This is a genomic window from Chloracidobacterium thermophilum B, assembly GCF_000226295.1.
GTDB lineage: Bacteria > Acidobacteriota > Blastocatellia > Chloracidobacteriales > Chloracidobacteriaceae > Chloracidobacterium > Chloracidobacterium thermophilum.
Map to the genome: position 1 here is coordinate 107,501 of NC_016024.1, position 16,457 is coordinate 123,957.

The 16,457-nt window shown below is 60.2% G+C and carries 12 protein-coding genes and 2 rRNA genes (1 of these 14 cut by a window edge); 11 read left to right on the top strand and 3 right to left on the bottom strand.

Features of this window, described 5'->3' with window-relative positions; all coding sequences use genetic code 11:
• The 3 genes from CABTHER_RS00415 to CABTHER_RS00425 form a co-directional block, all read left to right on the top strand.
• Positions 1-265: ribosomal RNA gene (locus tag CABTHER_RS00415) — 23S ribosomal RNA — on the top strand (it extends 2,622 nt beyond the left edge of the window).
• 41 nt (positions 266-306) lie between these two features.
• A 5S ribosomal RNA gene (gene rrf, locus CABTHER_RS00420) occupies positions 307-423 on the top strand.
• Positions 424-492: 69 nt separating this feature from the next.
• A complete protein-coding gene (locus tag CABTHER_RS00425) occupies positions 493-1,605 on the top strand; it encodes an amidohydrolase family protein (RefSeq protein WP_014098600.1) in 1,113 nt (370 codons plus the stop codon).
• Positions 1,606-1,652: 47 nt separating this feature from the next.
• On the opposite strand, the gene hemF is transcribed toward CABTHER_RS00425, so the two are convergent.
• Positions 1,653-2,612 (bottom strand): oxygen-dependent coproporphyrinogen oxidase, encoded by a 960-nt coding sequence (hemF, locus tag CABTHER_RS00430; RefSeq protein ID WP_041569021.1) that lies wholly within the window; start codon positions 2,610-2,612, stop codon positions 1,653-1,655.
• A 113-nt stretch (positions 2,613-2,725) separates the two neighbouring features.
• Between hemF and CABTHER_RS00435 the strand changes: the two genes are divergently transcribed.
• The 3 genes from CABTHER_RS00435 to purQ all read left to right on the top strand — a co-directional run bounded on the left by CABTHER_RS00435 (position 2,726) and on the right by purQ (position 5,624).
• On the top strand, positions 2,726-3,253 hold the full coding sequence (locus CABTHER_RS00435) for a hypothetical protein (protein WP_014098602.1): 528 nt from the start codon (positions 2,726-2,728) through the stop codon (positions 3,251-3,253).
• Positions 3,250-4,791: a phytoene desaturase family protein gene (locus tag CABTHER_RS00440; protein ID WP_014098603.1), complete on the top strand. Its 1,542-nt coding sequence runs from the start codon at positions 3,250-3,252 to the stop codon at positions 4,789-4,791. The genes CABTHER_RS00435 and CABTHER_RS00440 overlap by 4 nt, the downstream gene beginning before the upstream one ends.
• Before the next feature lie 95 nt (positions 4,792-4,886).
• Entirely contained in the window at positions 4,887-5,624 is a 738-nt protein-coding gene (gene purQ / locus CABTHER_RS00445) for a phosphoribosylformylglycinamidine synthase subunit PurQ (protein ID WP_014098604.1), read from the top strand.
• Here purQ and nadC read toward each other — a convergent pair.
• A complete protein-coding gene (gene nadC, locus CABTHER_RS00450; RefSeq protein WP_014098605.1) occupies positions 5,602-6,459 on the bottom strand; it encodes a carboxylating nicotinate-nucleotide diphosphorylase in 858 nt (285 codons plus the stop codon). The two genes, purQ and nadC, sit on opposite strands and share 23 nt — an antisense overlap.
• Positions 6,460-6,569: 110 nt before the next feature.
• Between nadC and dnaN the strand changes: the two genes are divergently transcribed.
• Positions 6,570-7,760 (top strand): DNA polymerase III subunit beta, encoded by a 1,191-nt coding sequence (gene dnaN / locus CABTHER_RS00455; RefSeq protein ID WP_014098606.1) that lies wholly within the window; start codon positions 6,570-6,572, stop codon positions 7,758-7,760.
• A gap of 65 nt (positions 7,761-7,825) precedes the next feature.
• Here dnaN and CABTHER_RS00460 read toward each other — a convergent pair whose 3' ends face one another.
• Entirely contained in the window at positions 7,826-9,043 is a 1,218-nt protein-coding gene (locus CABTHER_RS00460; RefSeq protein ID WP_014098607.1) for a class I SAM-dependent rRNA methyltransferase, read from the bottom strand.
• 138 nt (positions 9,044-9,181) lie between these two features.
• On the opposite strand from CABTHER_RS00460, the gene CABTHER_RS00465 reads away from it, so the two are divergent.
• The 4 genes from CABTHER_RS00465 (at position 9,182) to CABTHER_RS00485 (ending at position 16,455) form a co-directional block, all read left to right on the top strand.
• Positions 9,182-9,901 carry a Bax inhibitor-1/YccA family protein gene (locus CABTHER_RS00465; protein WP_014098608.1) on the top strand — a complete coding sequence of 240 codons (720 nt, stop codon included), beginning with the start codon at positions 9,182-9,184 and terminating at the stop codon, positions 9,899-9,901.
• A gap of 351 nt (positions 9,902-10,252) precedes the next feature.
• Positions 10,253-13,120: a type I-G CRISPR-associated helicase/endonuclease Cas3g gene (gene cas3g, locus CABTHER_RS00475; protein WP_148264046.1), complete on the top strand. Its 2,868-nt coding sequence runs from the start codon at positions 10,253-10,255 to the stop codon at positions 13,118-13,120.
• A complete protein-coding gene (cas8g1, locus tag CABTHER_RS00480) occupies positions 13,110-15,320 on the top strand; it encodes a type I-G CRISPR-associated protein Cas8g1/Csx17 (protein ID WP_014098610.1) in 2,211 nt (736 codons plus the stop codon). Before cas3g ends, cas8g1 begins: the two co-directional genes overlap by 11 nt.
• The gene (locus CABTHER_RS00485; RefSeq protein WP_014098611.1) at positions 15,313-16,455 is read left to right on the top strand and encodes a type I-G CRISPR-associated protein Cas7; all 1,143 of its coding nucleotides are present in this window, start codon (positions 15,313-15,315) and stop codon (positions 16,453-16,455) included. Before cas8g1 ends, CABTHER_RS00485 begins: the two co-directional genes overlap by 8 nt.
• The last annotated feature ends 2 nt before the right edge of the window (positions 16,456-16,457 follow it).

Here is a 16,457-nt window from a genome sequence, read left to right on the forward strand (position 1 = left end):
GGCGTTGGAAGTTTGACGGAGGCTGACCCTAGTACGAGAGGACCGGGTTGGACCAACCTCTGGTGTACCTGTTGTTGCGCCTAGCAGCACCGCAGGGTAGCTAAGTTGGGTATAGATAAGCGCTGAAAGCATATAAGCGCGAAGCTAGTCCGAAGATAAGACTTCCCCATCAGGTTGGTAGAAGACTACTACGTTGATAGGCGAGAGGTGTAAGTGCAGTAATGCATTGAGCTGACTCGTACTAATAACCGATCGGCTTAACCACAAAATTTGTCGAATACGAGCTAACCCTTCGGGGTAACGAGTTTCGGTGGCCATATCGCGGAGGACACACCCGTTCCCATTCCGAACACGGAAGTTAAGCTCCGTGGAGTCGATGATACTGCGCGGGGGACTGCGTGGGAAAGTAGATAGCTGCCGGAAACATAGGGCAAGGTGTATAACCTTGCCCTTCCATGTTTAAAGCCCTTGGCTGCTTCCTGACCGCCCATCGTGGCTTTGCTCCGAAAACTTGATCTGCACACACATATCTTACCGCCACGCTGGGAAAACCTGCGCGCCAAATATGGCTATCCCGGTTTCCCACGGCTGGAGTATGTAAACTCACGCTGTGCGCGCATCATAATTGATGACCGCTTTTTCCGTGAGGTGCAGGAAAACTGCTGGCACCCGGAAGCGCGCATCCGGGATTGTCACACCCACGGCGTCACCATGCAGGCGCTATCCACGGTTCCGGTGATGTTCAGTTACTGGGCCAAGCCACAGGACGCCTACGATCTGGCGCGCTTTCTGAACGACCACATTGCTGAGGTTGTTGCGCGTCATCCGACATACTTCGTTGGTTTGGGAACGCTCCCGATGCAATCTCCTGATCTGGCTGCCCGTGAGCTTGAACGCTGCGTCCAGGACTTGGGGCTGGCCGGAGTGGAAATCGGCACTCACGTCAATGACTGGAATCTTGACGCCCCGGAGCTGTTTCCCTTCTTTCAACGTGCGGCTGAGCTTGGCGCAGCGGTTTTCGTCCACCCTTGGGAAATGGTCGGGCGGGAACGCATGCCCAACTACTTTCTGCCATGGCTTGTGGGGATGCCGGCCGAAACGTCCCTGGCTATCTGTTCAATGATTTTCGGAGGTGTACTGGAGCGCCTGCCCCGTCTGCGCTGCTGCTTTGCGCACGGCGGCGGTGCCTTTCCGTTCACGCTCGGGCGCATCACGAAGGGGTGGGCCGCCCGTCCAGACCTCTGCCAGGTGCATATCAGCCAGCCTCCACGCACCTATCTGCCACAAATCTACGTGGATTCTCTCGTTCACGATGCCGATGCCCTGCGCTACGTCGTGAAGGTGTTTGGGATGACGCGCGTCGTCCTGGGGAGCGATTATCCGTTTCCTCTCGGCGAGGATGAACCGGGAAAGCTCATTTGCACGATTGAAGAATTCTCCGACGCCGACCGGGAGCGCCTGCTGTGGAAAAACGCCGTCGAATTCCTGGGGCTGGATGACCAGCGGTTGGGTCTGCCGTCCGAAACGGGATGGCCAACCTGCACGGAGAGTGATGCAGGTGCCGCAGGGATGCCAGATGAGGGAGTACCGGGCGAACCCACCTAGTGGGCCTCCTGTGGTGGTTCCGCCCGGCTGTAGTGAGTGTACAGGACTTATGCCGTTGCCTGTCCCAGACCCAACCAGTCCTGTGGAGTGAAGTAGGTCATCGCTTCGGCTTCGCGTGAACCGGGCGCCGGACGATAGTCATAGAGCCACTTGGCCAGCGGCGGCAGCGACATCAGGATGGACTCCGTACGTCCACGGGTTTCAAGACCAAAAACAGTGCCACGGTCATAGACGAGGTTGAATTCGACATACCGCCCCCGGCGAATGAGTTGAAACTCCCGCTCGGTCTCCCCATAAGGCTCAGGCTGACGGCGTTCAACAATGGGCAGGTAGGCCGGAAGAAAAGCCCGCCCGGCCGTTTGCACAAAGGCAAAAATGGCTTCCAGGTCGGTGTGTTCATCAGCCTTGAGGTAGTCAAAGAAAATGCCGCTCACACCACGGGTTTCATTGCGGTGTGGCAGGAAAAAATACTCATCACACCACTGCTTGAAGCGTGGATAGTAGTCCGGGTGGTGCTCGTCGCAGGCAGCTTTGAGCGTCCGGTGGAAGTGGATGACATCTTCCCGGTAGGGGTAATATGGCGTCAGGTCTGCGCCGCCGCCGAACCACGTACTGCTGCCCTGCTCAAGGTAGCGGAAGTTCGCATGAACGGTTGGCACCATCGGATTGCGCGGGTGAATGACCAGTGAAATGCCGGTGGCGTAAAAGTTCCGGTCTTCGCCGGGCATCATACGGGCAGCCAGTTTTTCGGGCATCAGGCCGTGGACAGCCGAAAAGTTCACGCCGCCCTTTTCAAACACCCGGCCGTCGGCGATCACGCGCGTCCGTCCGCCACCGCCGCCCTCCCGCTCCCAGAGGTCTTCGCGGAATCTGGCGGCGCCGTCGAGCTGCTCCAGGGCGCTGCAAATTTCATCTTGGAGGGCTTTGAAAAAAGCTTCAGCCCGTTCCCGCAAGGTTGGGCCGGTTGCGGTTGGTGCTTCGCTGGATTGCATTTCAGTCGCTATCATGCCAATGAGTCCTCTCTGTAAGGGTGCAACTCTTTCTTTTGTCAAGCTACACCACGCGCTAGGCTTAGGGCAGATGAAATTCACGGACCTCACTGTTTGCCATACCGACTGTCATGTTTGAGCTGGAAACACCAACCGCCATCCCGGAAACCAACTCGCGCCGCACGCTGTTTCTCATCTTGGCCGCCACCTTTGTTGTGGTCTCTGCTGTCGTGGGACTTGTCATGTGGTGGGAAAAGCAGAGCCGTGAGACGGCTGCTGTGAAGATGTCTGAGGGAATGCTGCGGGCGGGAAACCCGGAGTATGATGACTACCTTCAGCGTGAGGGCATCAAGTTGGTGACACTGGATCGGCTCGTCGTCAACGGAGAGGCCAGTGACCGGTACGAATACATCTGCCGCATCGAGAACCGTGGCGACCGCCCGCTGACCGGCATCGAACTGCGGGTCTATCTTGTTGATATGGAAGAAAAAATCATCGTGGAAAAGCTGGCTTACCCACTTGCCGCCCAAAATCTGAAACAGCTTGCGCCAGGCCAATCCATCACGGCCCGTCCGACGCTGACCGGTGTCAAAACACCGGAAAGTGATGTCCGCGACTTTTTGTGTGTCGTCAACGGCTTGCGCTTTGCCAGGCCATGACCGTTGCACACTCCGAAAGCTGGCAGCCGGAAGTCGTCGTCATCGGCTCAGGCATCGGGGGACTCGCCACGGCAGCGCGCCTGGCCCGCCACGGCGTGCGCGTGCTGGTGCTTGAACAGCACACTGTACCGGGGGGAAGTGCGTCGTACTTCACCCGCGCCGGATACCGGTTTGACGTCGGCGCCTCCCTGCTCTATGGGCTGGGAACGGAAGGAACGATCAACTTCGTCGCCGAAGCTCTGGCAGAAGTTGGTGAAACCGTTGAGACCCGGCGCGATGACGTACAGATTCACTACCACCTGCCGGATGGGATGGAAATCCGCACCCACTATGACCGCGAGCATTTCCTGGACGAACTGACCAGTTATTTCCCACAGGAACGGGCTGGTATCCGCGCCTTTTACGATGCCGCCATGGAAGCCTACCGCGTCATGGCGCGCGTACCACTCATTGCACTCGATGATGTTCCGGGACTGATCCGTGGTGTGGCCACGGCTCCGTGGGATGCCCTGCGGATGAGCCAGGCGGCGTTGACCACGCTGGGCGATCTGGCCAGACGGTATCTGCGGGATGTCCGGCTGCGGCGCTTCATAGACATCGAGACCTTTTGCTGGGCACTGACCGGTGCCGGCGCCACGCCCCTCGTCAATGCGGCGCTGGTGTTTGGCGACCGCCACGTGAACGGCGTCCGCTATCCGCTCGGCGGATGCAGCGTCATCGCAGAAAAACTGGTGGCCGGCATCGAGCGCCACGGCGGGCGCATTCGCTATGGCAGCCGCGTTGCGGCCGGGTTGGTCCGCCAGGGGCGCGTCCAGGGCGTGCGGCTTGCGACCGGTGAGGACATCACGGCCCGCGCCGTCGTTTCCAACGCCACGGTGTGGGACACCTACGGGCGACTCTTCCGGGAACATCCGCTGGCCAGCGTGATGTTTCGGGAGCAGTCCCTGCGATATGCCCAGGCGGACAGCTTCACCAGCCTGTTTGGCGGCGTCGCCAGTTCACACCTGCCGCCGGAGACCGTCGTGCACCATATCGTCGTCAACGATTGGGAGGCCTACGACAAACCCCGTGGGATGCTGTTTGTTTCACTGCCTTCGCTGCACGACGCAAGCCTGGCCCCGCCCGGATACCACAACGTCCATGCGTTCATGGTGGACCGCTATGATGACTGGTCGGTACTGACCCAGCTTGCCGCCGGTGGTGGAGGCGTGCGCCGTACCCCGGCCTACCGGGCAGCCAAGGAAGCTGCCGCCCGCCACATGCTGCACATGCTGGAGCGGGTCATCCCGAATGCTTCCGAAGTCGTGCAGGTTGTGTCGGTCGGTACGCCGCTGACAAACGAGCGCTACCTGGCGCGAACCCGTGGCACCTATGGACCCTTGCTGCGCCGTGGGCCGGACGTACTGCTCAAGCCACAAGGCGGTTCACCCATTCGCGGTCTCTACTGCGCCGGGGACAGTTGCTTTCCCGGCCAGGGCGTGCCTTCTGTCGCCGCTTCCGGGTTGAGCTGCGCCGGACGCATCCTCCGGGCGTGGTGAGCCGCCTGTGGGCGGATTTGTTTTGTATCGGGGCGCATTGAAAAGTAACGTATGAGCTTTGAAATTTCCCAGCCCTTCCCAGGAAGCCCTGCCTCATGAAGTTCGGCGTCGTCGTTTTCCCTGGCTCCAACTGTGACCACGACACGTATCACGTCATCAGCAAGCTCATCGGTCAACCGGTGCGCTTCGTCTGGCACGCCGAAACGTCTGTTGCCGATTGCGACGTAGTGATTTTGCCCGGCGGTTTTTCCTACGGTGATTATCTGCGCTGTGGCGCCATTGCGAGTTGTTCTCCGGTGATGCGCGCCGTACGGGAGCATGCCGCGCGGGGTGGGTATGTTGTCGGCATCTGCAACGGGTTTCAAATCCTGTGTGAGGCTGGTCTGCTTCCGGGTGTGTTGTTGCGCAATGCCGGGTTGCGGTTCTGCTGTGACCTGGTGCGGGTACGGGTTGAGCGGGCCGACACGCCCTTCACCCATACCTATGCACCGGGGGAAGTCATCACCCTGCCGATTGCACACGGTGAAGGCAACTACTACTGCGCCCCGGAGGAAGTCGCCCGGTTGGAAGCTGAAGGGCGGGTACTGTTCCGCTATGTGGACGCCACCGGGCAGCCCACGCCGGCCGCCAACCCGAATGGGTCACTGCATAACATTGCCGGCATTCTGAATGCCGAAGGCAATGTGCTGGGGTTGATGCCCCATCCCGAACGGGCCTGTGAAGAAGCCCTGGGCAGCAGCGACGGCCTCCGGTTCTTCCAGGCGTTGATGCTCACCCTGCGGGATGCTGAGCAGCAACGGCGCAGTGCGGCTACGGTGACAGTTTCAGGCTGATGTCGGCTGCCTTGACACTGTGCGTCAGCGCCCCAACGGAGATGAGATTGGCGCCAGCTTCAGCATAAGCCCGGACATTGTCGAGTGAGATGTTGCCGGAAACCTCGACGAGCGTCTGCCGTCCGGGTGGTTCCAGCTCACGGATGAGCGCCACACAGGCCCGTACCTGATCAACCGTCATGTTGTCGAGCAGGATGACATCAGCGCCTTCAGCAACGGCTTCCTGGACCTGTTCAAGCGTACTGACCTCGATTTCGATTTTGAGCAGATGGGAGGCGTTTTTCTTGGCCAGCCGCAGCGCACGTCCAATGCCACCAGCCAGTGCAATGTGGTTGTCCTTGATGAGAATCCCGTCATCGAGTCCGAACCGGTGATTGTGTCCGCCGCCGACGTGAACGGCATATTTGTCGAGCAGCCGCAGCCCCGGGGCTGTCTTACGGGTATCAGCAATGACGGCGCTGGTGCCTTCAATGGCCTGAACAAACGCATGGGTGAGCGTCGCAATGCCCGACATCCGCTGGAGCAGGTTGAGGGCCACGCGCTCGCCGGCCAACAGCATGTGCGCCGGGCCTGCCACACGCGCAATTTCCTTACCGGCAGGCACCGTATCTCCATCCAGATAGAAGGTCTGAATCTGGATTTCAGGGTCGAACCACTGAAAAACCATTTCCGCAACTTCAATGCCGGCCAGGATGAGTTCCTGTTTGGCCAGAAAACGGCCGCGGGCCCGGACTTCGTGGGTCAGAATGGCATCGGTGGTGACATCGCCGCGTCCGATGTCTTCTGCGAGAAACTGTGCAATGAGGTTTTCAATGGCAACAGGGTCGAGTCTCATGGTGTGTGTCGCTGACCTTGGGTGGGAAAGCTGCCGGGTTGCTTTGCTGTTCACAACGGCGCATAATCGCGTACTTTACGTGAAAATCAAATGAAGAGAGATGGTGTGCCGTGGAATTCTCAGTTGCCAAAGCCGATTTGCTCAAGGAATTGAGCTTTCTCAACAATGTCGTTGAGAAGAAGACGACCATTCCCATCCTATCCAACATTCTCCTGAGTGGGGAAGCGGGCAGCGCACCAGCGGGCAATGTGCTGACTCTTGCGGGAACGGACCTTGACGCCACGCTGAAAACCTCCTGTCCGGCGGCCATCAGGCATAGCGGCACCGCGTTGCTGCCGGCGCGGCGGCTGTTTGACATCGTACGCAACCTGCCGGATGCCGACATCCACTTCAAAAGTGACGGAAGCGGGAACATGACCATCACCTGCGAGCGCTCCCGGTTCCGGCTGTTCAGCCCGGCGCCGGAGGGGTATCCCGCCCTGCCGGAAATACCGGCGCTGCCGCTTTCGGTTTCGTCCGGCATTCTGCGCACGATGATTCCGCGCGTGCTTTTTGCGACTTCCCAGGAAGAATCGCGCTACCAGCTCAACGGGGTGCAGATGGTGGTGGACAGCGCCGCCGCTGATGAGTCCCAGGCTGCTCTGTTGCGCATGGTGGCCACAGACGGACACCGGCTGGCGTTGATTGAGCGGCCCGGTTGTGTCCAGCTCAATGCCGGTGCTCCGGTAGAGAAGAGCAAGGTGGAGAAGGGCAAAACGCGCATCAGCTTCCTGATTCCCAAAAAGACCATGGCCGAAATCGTGCGGCTGGCAGCCGACACGACAGCCACGGAGATTGCTTTTGGTCAGGACGATCGCCATGTGTTCTTTCAGATCGGGGGGCGCACGTTTGCCTCGCGGCTGTTGGCGGGGCAGTTTCCCAACTACGAGGGCGTTATGCCCAAGAGCAATGACAAGATCATTGTTTTTGAGACCGATCTGCTCGTGGCGGCGCTCAAACGGGTTGGGGTCGTCGCCGATGAAACAACCCACGCCGTCAAACTCCACGCTACGGAAGGACGGGTCGAAATTACGTCCCAGTCACCGGAGTCGGGCGAAGCCGTCGAAACCCTGAGCGTGGATTATCCCGGCCCTTCGATGACAATCACCTTCAATGTGGGCTACCTGATGGATTTTCTCGCCGTAGCCCATAGCACGCAGACGCGCTTCGAGTTCAAGGACGAAATCACCCAGATACAGCTCCGCCCGGTGGACGGCGACGGATACGACTACCGCTATGTCGTCATGCCGATGCGGGCTTAGGTAAAACGCCCTTTGGGCGAACCGGCCTGGGGTGAACCGGTCCGGCGTATCGCCGGTGCGGTGGGTCAATCCACGCTGAGCAGCAGGCTTTTCAGATAACTGCCTTCGGGATGAAAAACGCTGACCGGGTGATCGAGTGCCTGCCGGTGGCGATGCAGGATGCGCACGTGGCGGCCGGCCTCGCAGGCGGCCTGAAACACAATCTGCCCGAAGAGTTTTTCATCCACGAAGTGGGAGCAGGAGCAGGTGAGGACCAGTCCGCCCGGCGCGACTTTGGCCATGGCGAGCCGGTTGAGGTCTTTGTAGGCGCGTCCGGCGCGTATCACATCTTCCCGTTTGCGCGCCAAAGCCGGCGGATCGAGGATGATGAAGTCGAAGGCCGCCGCGTCAAGCTGCCGCAGGTAGGCAAACATATCAGCCTCAACGAAGTCGTCATCGGTGACAGAGAAGCCGTTGAGGATATGGTTGCCCTGCGCCAGCCTGAGTGCGCCGCCGGAGCTGTCCACTGACACAACCCGCCGGGCACGTCCCCGGTGGGCATACAGGGAAAAGCCGCCGGTGTAGGCAAAGCCGTTGAGCACCTGGCGTCCCGCCGCGAGGCTTTGCACCAGGGCGCGCATCTCGCGCTGATCGAGAAAGAGACCGGTTTTCTGCCCGTGTTTGATGTCCACGTGGAAGCGCAGCCCCTGTTCGGTGACGACAAGGGGGCCGAAGTCGCGCCCGTAGAGCAGGCCGGCAAAGTCGGTCAGCCCTTCTTCGTAGCGCGCCGCGACATCCGATTTCTCATAGACGGCCCGGGGCTGTGTCAGCTCGACCAGCGTTTCCAGCACAAAGGGCTTGAGGCGTTCCATGCCGAGCGTCGAGACTTGCATTACGAGGACATCGGCATACTGATCCACGATGAGGCCGGGCAGCATATCGCCTTCGCCGTTGACGAGCCGCACGGCGTTGGTCTGGTCCGGGTTGAAATGTTCCCGACGGAAGGCGACGGCGCGGGTCAGGTGGTCTCGCAGGGCTGTGTAGGGGGCGGTCTCGCCAAAAGCGATCATCCGCGCGGCAATGGAGCAGCGGCGGTTGACGTAGGCATAGCCCAACCGTTCGCCGTTGGCGGCGCTGACGGCGGCGAGACCGCCATCTTCAAGGTTCTGGGGCCAGTGGGCAATGGCCCCGGAGAAAATCCAGGGATGGCGGTTGCGAACCGACTTTTCGCGGTTGGCGTGCAGTTTGAGGGTTGGAAGGGAGCCGGTGGATTGGGGCTGGAGTGAGCGGGTGGAGTTCGGCATGTGGCAGTCTTCTGCGGGAACTTCTCGTGGAGTGGTACGTTTTTCGGCTAGGATATGGAACGCCGTAACGCCTTGTGAGGCACCCTGTGCAGGCGCAAGGCAGGAGCCATAACAGATTGTACCTGTCGGAGGGAAACGATGAACGACTACCGCTACAACCAACTGGATCGGGGGGTGCCGCCGGCTTACGGTTTCGGCGGCGTGCTGGCGGCGGATGCGTCGGTGGCCGCCCGCATGGCGTTTATTCGCAAGGTTTATGCCCTGTTTCTCGGCGGCATTTTCTGTGCCATGGCGGGGGTGGCCGTGAGCATTGTCACCGGCCTGTACATAGCCGTGGTGCAGTACTACTGGCTGGCGCTGATTTTGCTCATTGGCGCGGTCATTGGGGTTGGCGCGCTCCGCCGGGTCAAAGGCGTCAATCTGGTGGCGCTCTTTGCCTTCACGTTCCTTGAGGGGGTGCTCATTTCGCCGCTCATCCTGTTCACGCTGGGGAGAAGCCCGTTGACGCTGCTGGCGGCGGGGGCGTTGACGGTGGCCACCTTTGGGGGGCTGATGGCTTACACCTTTGTGACCCGCAAGGATTTCAGCTTCCTGGGTGGCTTCCTGTTCACGGGGCTGATTGTGATTCTGGTGGCTTCGCTCATCGGGATTTTCGTTGGTTCGAGCATCTTTTCACTGGCGATTTCTTCGGGGGCGGTGCTGCTGTTTGCGGGTTATGTGCTGTATGACACGTCAAACATCATGCACAACCTGCCCACGGATGAGTACGTCGCCGGTGCCCTGAGCCTGTTTCTGGATTTCTTCGGGTTGTTCATTCACCTGCTGAACATTCTGAACATCCTGGGTGGGGACGAATAGCCTGCCCAAGCTTGCAGGGTGAAGCCTGCCGTTGCTGTGAGCCGAGGCTGCCGACTGGCGGCCTCGGTTTTTTGTGGTGTTTTTCAGGGCAGGCAGCGGCAGTACTTTTTCAGTGTTCATTGGAGCTTGACACTGTTCGCCGGGTTTGCGGTAGAGTTGCAGCCCAACGACAAAATAATCCGGCAAGTCACTCCCGACCAAACCCAGGATTTTCCGTTTGACGCGGCGAACTGTCACTGGCACAGCCTGGTGGTTGGCCGGAAGCCGATGAAAAACCGATTGCCACTATGATCCTGACTGGATCAGGAGGATTCTGTTCGGCCGCGCTTTTTGGAGACGGGGAGGGAGATGATGAGTAACTCGCGTGAGGAGTCCTTCACTAAATTCTTCGAAAGGGCAACTGCTGGGCTCACTCCCGCAACTGCTGGGCTCACTCCCGCAACTGCTGGGCTCACTCCCTATAAATGGCAGACGCTGATTGCTACTGAAGGTCTGCCGGACGTGCTCACGGTTCACACGGGGCTTGGCAAGACGGAGGTTGTGCTTGCCTGGGCATGGCGCCTGCTCGTGGACGGGCAGCCTGAGCCGCGACACCTGGTGTACTGCCTTCCGATGCGTAGCCTCGTGACGCAAACCGTGAAGCGGCTGAAGGACTACTTCGACAGCCTCAAGCAGGCGTGTCCCTTTTTCGACGTCAAGGTTTATCAGCTTATGGGTGGTGCCATTGATGACGAATGGGCCAGCCAGCCTGACAAGCCTTGGGTGCTCGTCGGCACGCAGGACCAACTTCTGTCGCGCGCGCTGAATCGCGGTTACGCGATGAGACGCTTTGATTGGCCGGTTCACTTCGGGCTGCTCAACAACGACTGCCGGTGGCTCATCGACGAAGTCCAGCTCATGGGGCCAGGACTATGGACGACGTCGCAGCTCGACTGGATGCGCCGAAAGCGGTTCCCATCGTTGAAGCCGTGCCTGACGACGTGGATGAGCGCCACCATCGGCACATCGTTTTTGAGCACGACGGACCGAGTGGCTGATTGTCTCGACAAACCGTCGCAAGAGCAAGACGCATTCGAAAAAAAGCTCAAGGCCGCGCTCGATGGTGACCCCGCACTCCAGTGGTGGAGAGAAGCCAAGCGTCCTCTGGCCTGGTGGCAACCCGATACAGCGGAGCCGAAGACTGGCAAAGGCAAGAAGCAAAGCCCGGCGAAGTCAGCCACACCAGCGACCGTCACGCCCGAAAACATCGCCACCTTCGTGATGAAGAACCACGTCGCGGGCAAACTCACGCTTGTTATCTGCAACACGGTTGAGCTGGCCCAAGATGTGTTCCGCCAGCTCGACGTGAAACACAAGGTGGAACACAAGGTGCTTCTCACGTCGCGGTTTCGTGGCGAAGACCGCTCGCAACACGAGCAACGCCTCATGGAGTTCGATGCCAAGCGAAAGACTGGCAACCTACCACCTAACGATCCAGGTCTTATCTGCGTCAGTACCCAAGTGATCGAAGCGGGCATTGACATCTCAGCACATCGTCTCTTCACCGAGCTTGCGCCGTGGCCATCCATGCTCCAGCGACTGGGGCGTCTCAACCGCAAAGGAGACGACCAAGGAGCACGGGGCTGGGTCTGGGAGACGCCGGAGAAAGGCGGCAACAATGAGCGCATCGGGCCCTACGAAGCTGCTGACATTGAACTCGCCAAGATGCTTGTTGACGCTTTCGCCCCTCTCTCTGAAAAAGCGTTCTCGAAAGCCATCGAGGAGCTGAATAAAACCAAGAAGAACGAAGTCACCGAGGCCTTGAAGCCGAAGTTGAGCCCGCTTCCGCGAGCACTCGACGTTCACGGGCTTTTCTCCACCGAGCGAGATGTTCACGGTGGGTTCACCGACGTCAGCGCCTTCGTGCGCGGTACCGATCCAGATCTCGATGTGATGGTGTTCTGGCGCGACTGGTCGGGTGAGCATCCGCCCAGCGGCGATGATCTCGACGGCCCGTTGCTGAAGCCGGCGAAGGAGGGCTGCCCGGTGTCCTTCATCCGCGTGCAGGAGTTCCTGAAGACCAGCCAAGGTCAGGCGTGGCTGTGGAACGACGAGACCGGTTGCTGGGAGCCCATAAGCCCTGAGAGCATCCGTCCGGGCATGCTCCTCATGCTGAAGCGCGACGTCGGCGGCTACGACGAGACCGAAGGGTGGACGGGCAACACGTCGAACGTACTCGCTAACGTGCCGCGCGCCGGGCGCATCGCGACCTTGGGAGACGATACTCGGACCGAGGCTGGCTACTGGTCGAAGCTTACAGACCACCTTGAGGACGCAAAACGTGAAGCCGAGGAGCTGTGTAACGCCATCTGCCTGCAGGGCGACCTACGCAAGGCTGTTGTCGAAGCGGCGGCCCTGCATGACCTCGGCAAAGCCCATCCGCAGTGGCAGAACAGATTGCCCACCCGCGCTGTCATCCCTGGCAAGCTGCTCGCCAAGTGCCCGCGCGTTGTCGCCGCCGATGTAGCTGGTGACGCTTCTGCCGTTCGAAGCGAGTTTGCCAAACTTCGGCCGGAGGCATACGCACTACCGGATGAACAATGTCGGCGTGGCCGTGAAGAGGTTTTGCGCCTGCGGTGGGCGATTGACGACAAGCTCAGGGAGGATGAACTGAAGTCACTACGCAGTGTTCCCGGTGTTCGCTGGGCAGGCCACATTCCGTTTCGGCCCGGCCTTCGCCACGAAGCTGCTTCTGCGCTTGCAATGTGGCGGAAGTACCGGAACAGCGAGCCAAAACCGTATCCGGCGCTTGCGGTTTACCTCGCAGCCGCGCACCACGGAAAGGTGCGCACTGTGATGCGCTCGACGACCGAGGAAGGCGATGACGTCTTCGGCATACGGAGTGAGCCGGGCTCGCTTGTCATCGAATGTGAGCACTGGCTGCTGGATTTCTCGGTTACGAAAGACGGCGCCGAGGGACGCTGGGAAGGCGAGGAAGGAAAAGAGGAGTTTGTAATGACCGGGCCCGGCTGGACGGGACTGGTCACCGACCTGCTTGGTCCGTGGCGGCCTGAAGAGAAGAGCGATGCGGGCGCCGTGCCGCAGGGCGAGCCGATGGACCTTGGGCCCTTTGCCCTTGCCTATCTCGAAGCTCTCGTCCGTATCGCCGACTGGCGCGCGAGCGACCCTTCACGCGCAACGGGCGCAGTCAAACCAAGCGAGGTGCGCAATGGCTGCTGAGGTTCGGCTTCCCACGTTGGCGCTGCCCGGTCTGTCACCTGACAGCCTCGGCAATTACTTAGCGTCACTTGGTCTTTTGCGGGTGCTGTCCCGGAATTGGACGAGAACGCGGATCGCTTGGCTCAATGGGGTGCTGCGGGTGGTCGGCGGCCCGCCAACGCTCGATGAATTGCTCAACGAACTGGTGCGGATCGCAGATAGCCGCGATTGGACCCGGTACAACAAGAAGGACGAGAAGAAGAAGGAGTGGTCTGATGCGCAGAAGGAGGGCAGGGAGGCCAAATCGGGCACACCACTCGCCCTCTGGCAGGCAAAGGCACCCGAGTCCCAGCTCCAGTTGTTCGCTGCCCACGCCGTACCCCACGCTCGCGTAAGCTTCAATCCGCTTCTTGGCAGCGGCGGCAATGCGGGGCGACGTGACTTTGCAGCAGGCTGGAAGAAAGCTGTCGAAGCCCTCGCGAATGCAACGCGAGAAAAGAAGAAGGATGCACTTCGGTCGTGGCTCCTCGGCCAGCCCGTTACTTGGATGGTCGAGGGGCTGGCCGCAGGCTCGTGGTTCAGCGGAGCAACGAAACTCTACAACAGCGGTCAGTCACCTGCGCGTGAGGGACAAATCACTCCGTGGGCCATGGTTCTTGCCTGCGAAGGCCTGGCCTTTTTCGCGGGCGGCGCGTCTCGACGGCTCGGTGCTCGATCGGCGCGCGCCGTCGGCGCCTTCCCCTTTATCACCCGGCCTATCGCTGCGAGTGCTGAGAACGAGGCAGAACGACTTCTTGGTGAGGTATGGACTCCACTGTGGAGCCGACCGATGTCGCTTGCTGAGGTGGGGATGCTGTTCTCACGTGGACGCGCTGAACTGCGTGGTCGCGGTGCGCTCACGCCTGCCTCATTTGCGACGGCCATCCGAAAGCGAGGCGTAGATGCTGGTGTCAGCGAGTTCCTCCGTTTCACACTAAGGCGTACGACCAGCTCGAATACGTTCGAGCCCCGACTGGAGGCACGTTTCTTGCTCGGCGCTGATGCAAGAGGGGATGGCAAGGCAGTTGCGACAGCACTTGATTGTACCACGGCGCTGATTGAACAGCGCGGCTTCCCAAAAGACGGCAAGCAAGGGCGCGGGGGCGCGCCTACCTTGGAAGTCCTCGAGATTGAACAGCGCGGCTTCCCACGAGACGGCAAGCGCTTCGTGGGGCTTCGCGGCCCAATTGAATATGCGTTGCTTGGCGTCGCCTCCGAGCCAAACCGCTCCGAAGCAGGCATTGCGTTGCTCGATGCGGTTGTCCGCGCGCTGGATCGCATTGACCGCAACCGGAGTTTCCGCGAGGCCAAGGTTCGCTGGGAACCGCTGCCACTTGAGTGGCTGCCTTCGTTGTTCGCTAACGAACAGCCCGGCGTCGAGGCACGGCTCGCTCTGTCACTTGTATCGGCATTCCCCCCTACTCTACCGTTCGCAGCCTTTCGCTTTGGCGTGCAGTGGACCCGCGAGCAGAATGGCAAGTATGAGTACGACTGGACGACCGAGCCGGAACAGTTCGAACATTCCAAGGTTGCTCCGGCCCATTGGGTGTGGGGGCCGGGAGAGCTTGCACGTGTTCTTGGGTCCGTACTATCGCGTCGGCTCCTCGAAGAAGCAGCGCGTGACGGGACAAACACCAAGCGTCCCCAAGGCCGTGCGCCGCTTCCGGCGACGACCTCTCAGATTCGACAGTGGCTTACCGGTGAGATCGACGAGTTGTTGTTCGCGACTTGGCTTTCGAGACTCGCGCTCTTCAATTGGAGGAGCATCCCAGAGGAAGTCCGCACGCGCATCCCAAAGGAGGGCAACAAGCCCCGTGCCGACGGCGAGCTGGCCTTGCTCGGACTCTTCCAACCGCTCATTGACTGGCGTTCGCTGATCGTCCGGGACCTTGCTCCAAACGACCTTCTGTCAAAGGAAACCGGCGCTCGCACGACGGAGGCTGCACGCGCTCTCGTTATGCTGATCCGTGCAGGTAACATTGATGCTGCGGTGCGGCTTGCAGGGAGTCGCTATGCAGTGGCAGGGGCACACCTCGCGTCATTCAACGTACCGTTCGCCACGCACGACCCTGACCGTCTTGCCGCAGCCCTGCTGTTCCCGCTTTCAACCTATGACCGAACGACCTTGTTTACCCGCTGGCTTCGACCTCGACGCCAGCCAAAGGGAGAAGCACATGTCTGAGAAAGAGCTCACACCCGCTGATGTTTTGGAGGGCGAGTCACCGCTCGTTCTGACTGCGACATTCGAACCGATTGGGAGCGACCGGTTCCAGCCTGCTGGGTTTCCCGAGATCGGCCACGTCATCTACAAGGCACCGCGCAAGGACGGCACTACCGAAAACGTCTGCATCGTGGACAGTGCGGCAAGTATGGCCAACCACCTCGAGAGGGTCTGCCTGCGTGGCGCGAACGATCTCGAGCTCGTCGATGAGCTCAGCGGGATGCCCTACATTCGCTGCGTCACCGGCGATTTCGTCGACGATAAGCTCCCGAACGACAAGCGCAAGGTCGTTGTGACCAGTCTCACCGAAGGCCACCGCATCGCTTCGTCCTACTTCCTGAAGGGCTATGAGCTGATGCCCAATGGCTCGAAGGCGGCCGAGCCGTTCAAGAAGGACCTCTGCGCCAAGTTTGGCGTCGTCTTGCCCGAAAGCTCCAAGGCGCACCCGCCGCCGGAGCAGTGGTGGAACGTCTTCAAGACGATCTTCGAGCTCGATCCGAACTCTCTCGTCCACGGCGTTCTGTTCCCGCAGTGGCAGATCAAAATCCCGCGTGCGCTTACAGCTCACTTGGAAGCATTCGGCGCAGGTCGTGTTGACCGCTCCGGCGTGAAGTTCGACCGCCTTGGGAAAACGACCTCCGGGCAGCCGATCTTTGCAGTTGATGACGTGACTGCGGGATCAATCCGCGCAACATTTGTGCTTGACATAAGCCTCATACGGTCGTTTGGGCGGATGAAGAAGGACGGCGACAAGGAGACGCAGCTCGGCCTCTCAGAGAATCAGAAGAAGTTCCTCGTTGCACTTGCGTTGTGGAAAATCAAAAAGCTCACTGAGGACGCCTTTCGCTTCCGGTCCGACTGCCACCTTCGCTGTACGGCACTCGGAAGCTGTTGTGGGCAGAAGGTCAGCATTGATGTTGACATCCAAAAAGCAATCAACGAGGCAGGCTTCAGTGACCAGCCCGTCACGGACGTCTTCTGGCCGCGTGAAGAGTTGTATCGGGAAGGTGCTCCTGAAGCGAATGCAGCCAGCACCTCTGAGGGCGATGAGAATGGCTCGCCAGACGAGGACGACAGTGGTGCCGAGGAGGGCTGATG

Bases quoted from the DNA above. Each gene is read 5' to 3' on its own strand.
- hemF (WP_041569021.1), bottom strand. From the start codon at position 2,612: ATGATAGCGACTGAAATGCAATCCAGCGAAGCACCAACCGCAACCGGC.
- CABTHER_RS00435 (WP_014098602.1), top strand. From the start codon at position 2,726: ATGTTTGAGCTGGAAACACCAACCGCCATCCCGGAAACCAACTCGCGC.
- CABTHER_RS00440 (WP_014098603.1), top strand. From the start codon at position 3,250: ATGACCGTTGCACACTCCGAAAGCTGGCAGCCGGAAGTCGTCGTCATC.
- purQ (WP_014098604.1), top strand. From the start codon at position 4,887: ATGAAGTTCGGCGTCGTCGTTTTCCCTGGCTCCAACTGTGACCACGAC.
- nadC (WP_014098605.1), bottom strand. From the start codon at position 6,459: ATGAGACTCGACCCTGTTGCCATTGAAAACCTCATTGCACAGTTTCTC.
- CABTHER_RS00460 (WP_014098607.1), bottom strand. From the start codon at position 9,043: ATGCCGAACTCCACCCGCTCACTCCAGCCCCAATCCACCGGCTCCCTT.
- CABTHER_RS00465 (WP_014098608.1), top strand. From the start codon at position 9,182: ATGAACGACTACCGCTACAACCAACTGGATCGGGGGGTGCCGCCGGCT.
- cas3g (WP_148264046.1), top strand. From the start codon at position 10,253: ATGAGTAACTCGCGTGAGGAGTCCTTCACTAAATTCTTCGAAAGGGCA.
- cas8g1 (WP_014098610.1), top strand. From the start codon at position 13,110: ATGGCTGCTGAGGTTCGGCTTCCCACGTTGGCGCTGCCCGGTCTGTCA.
- CABTHER_RS00485 (WP_014098611.1), top strand. From the start codon at position 15,313: ATGTCTGAGAAAGAGCTCACACCCGCTGATGTTTTGGAGGGCGAGTCA.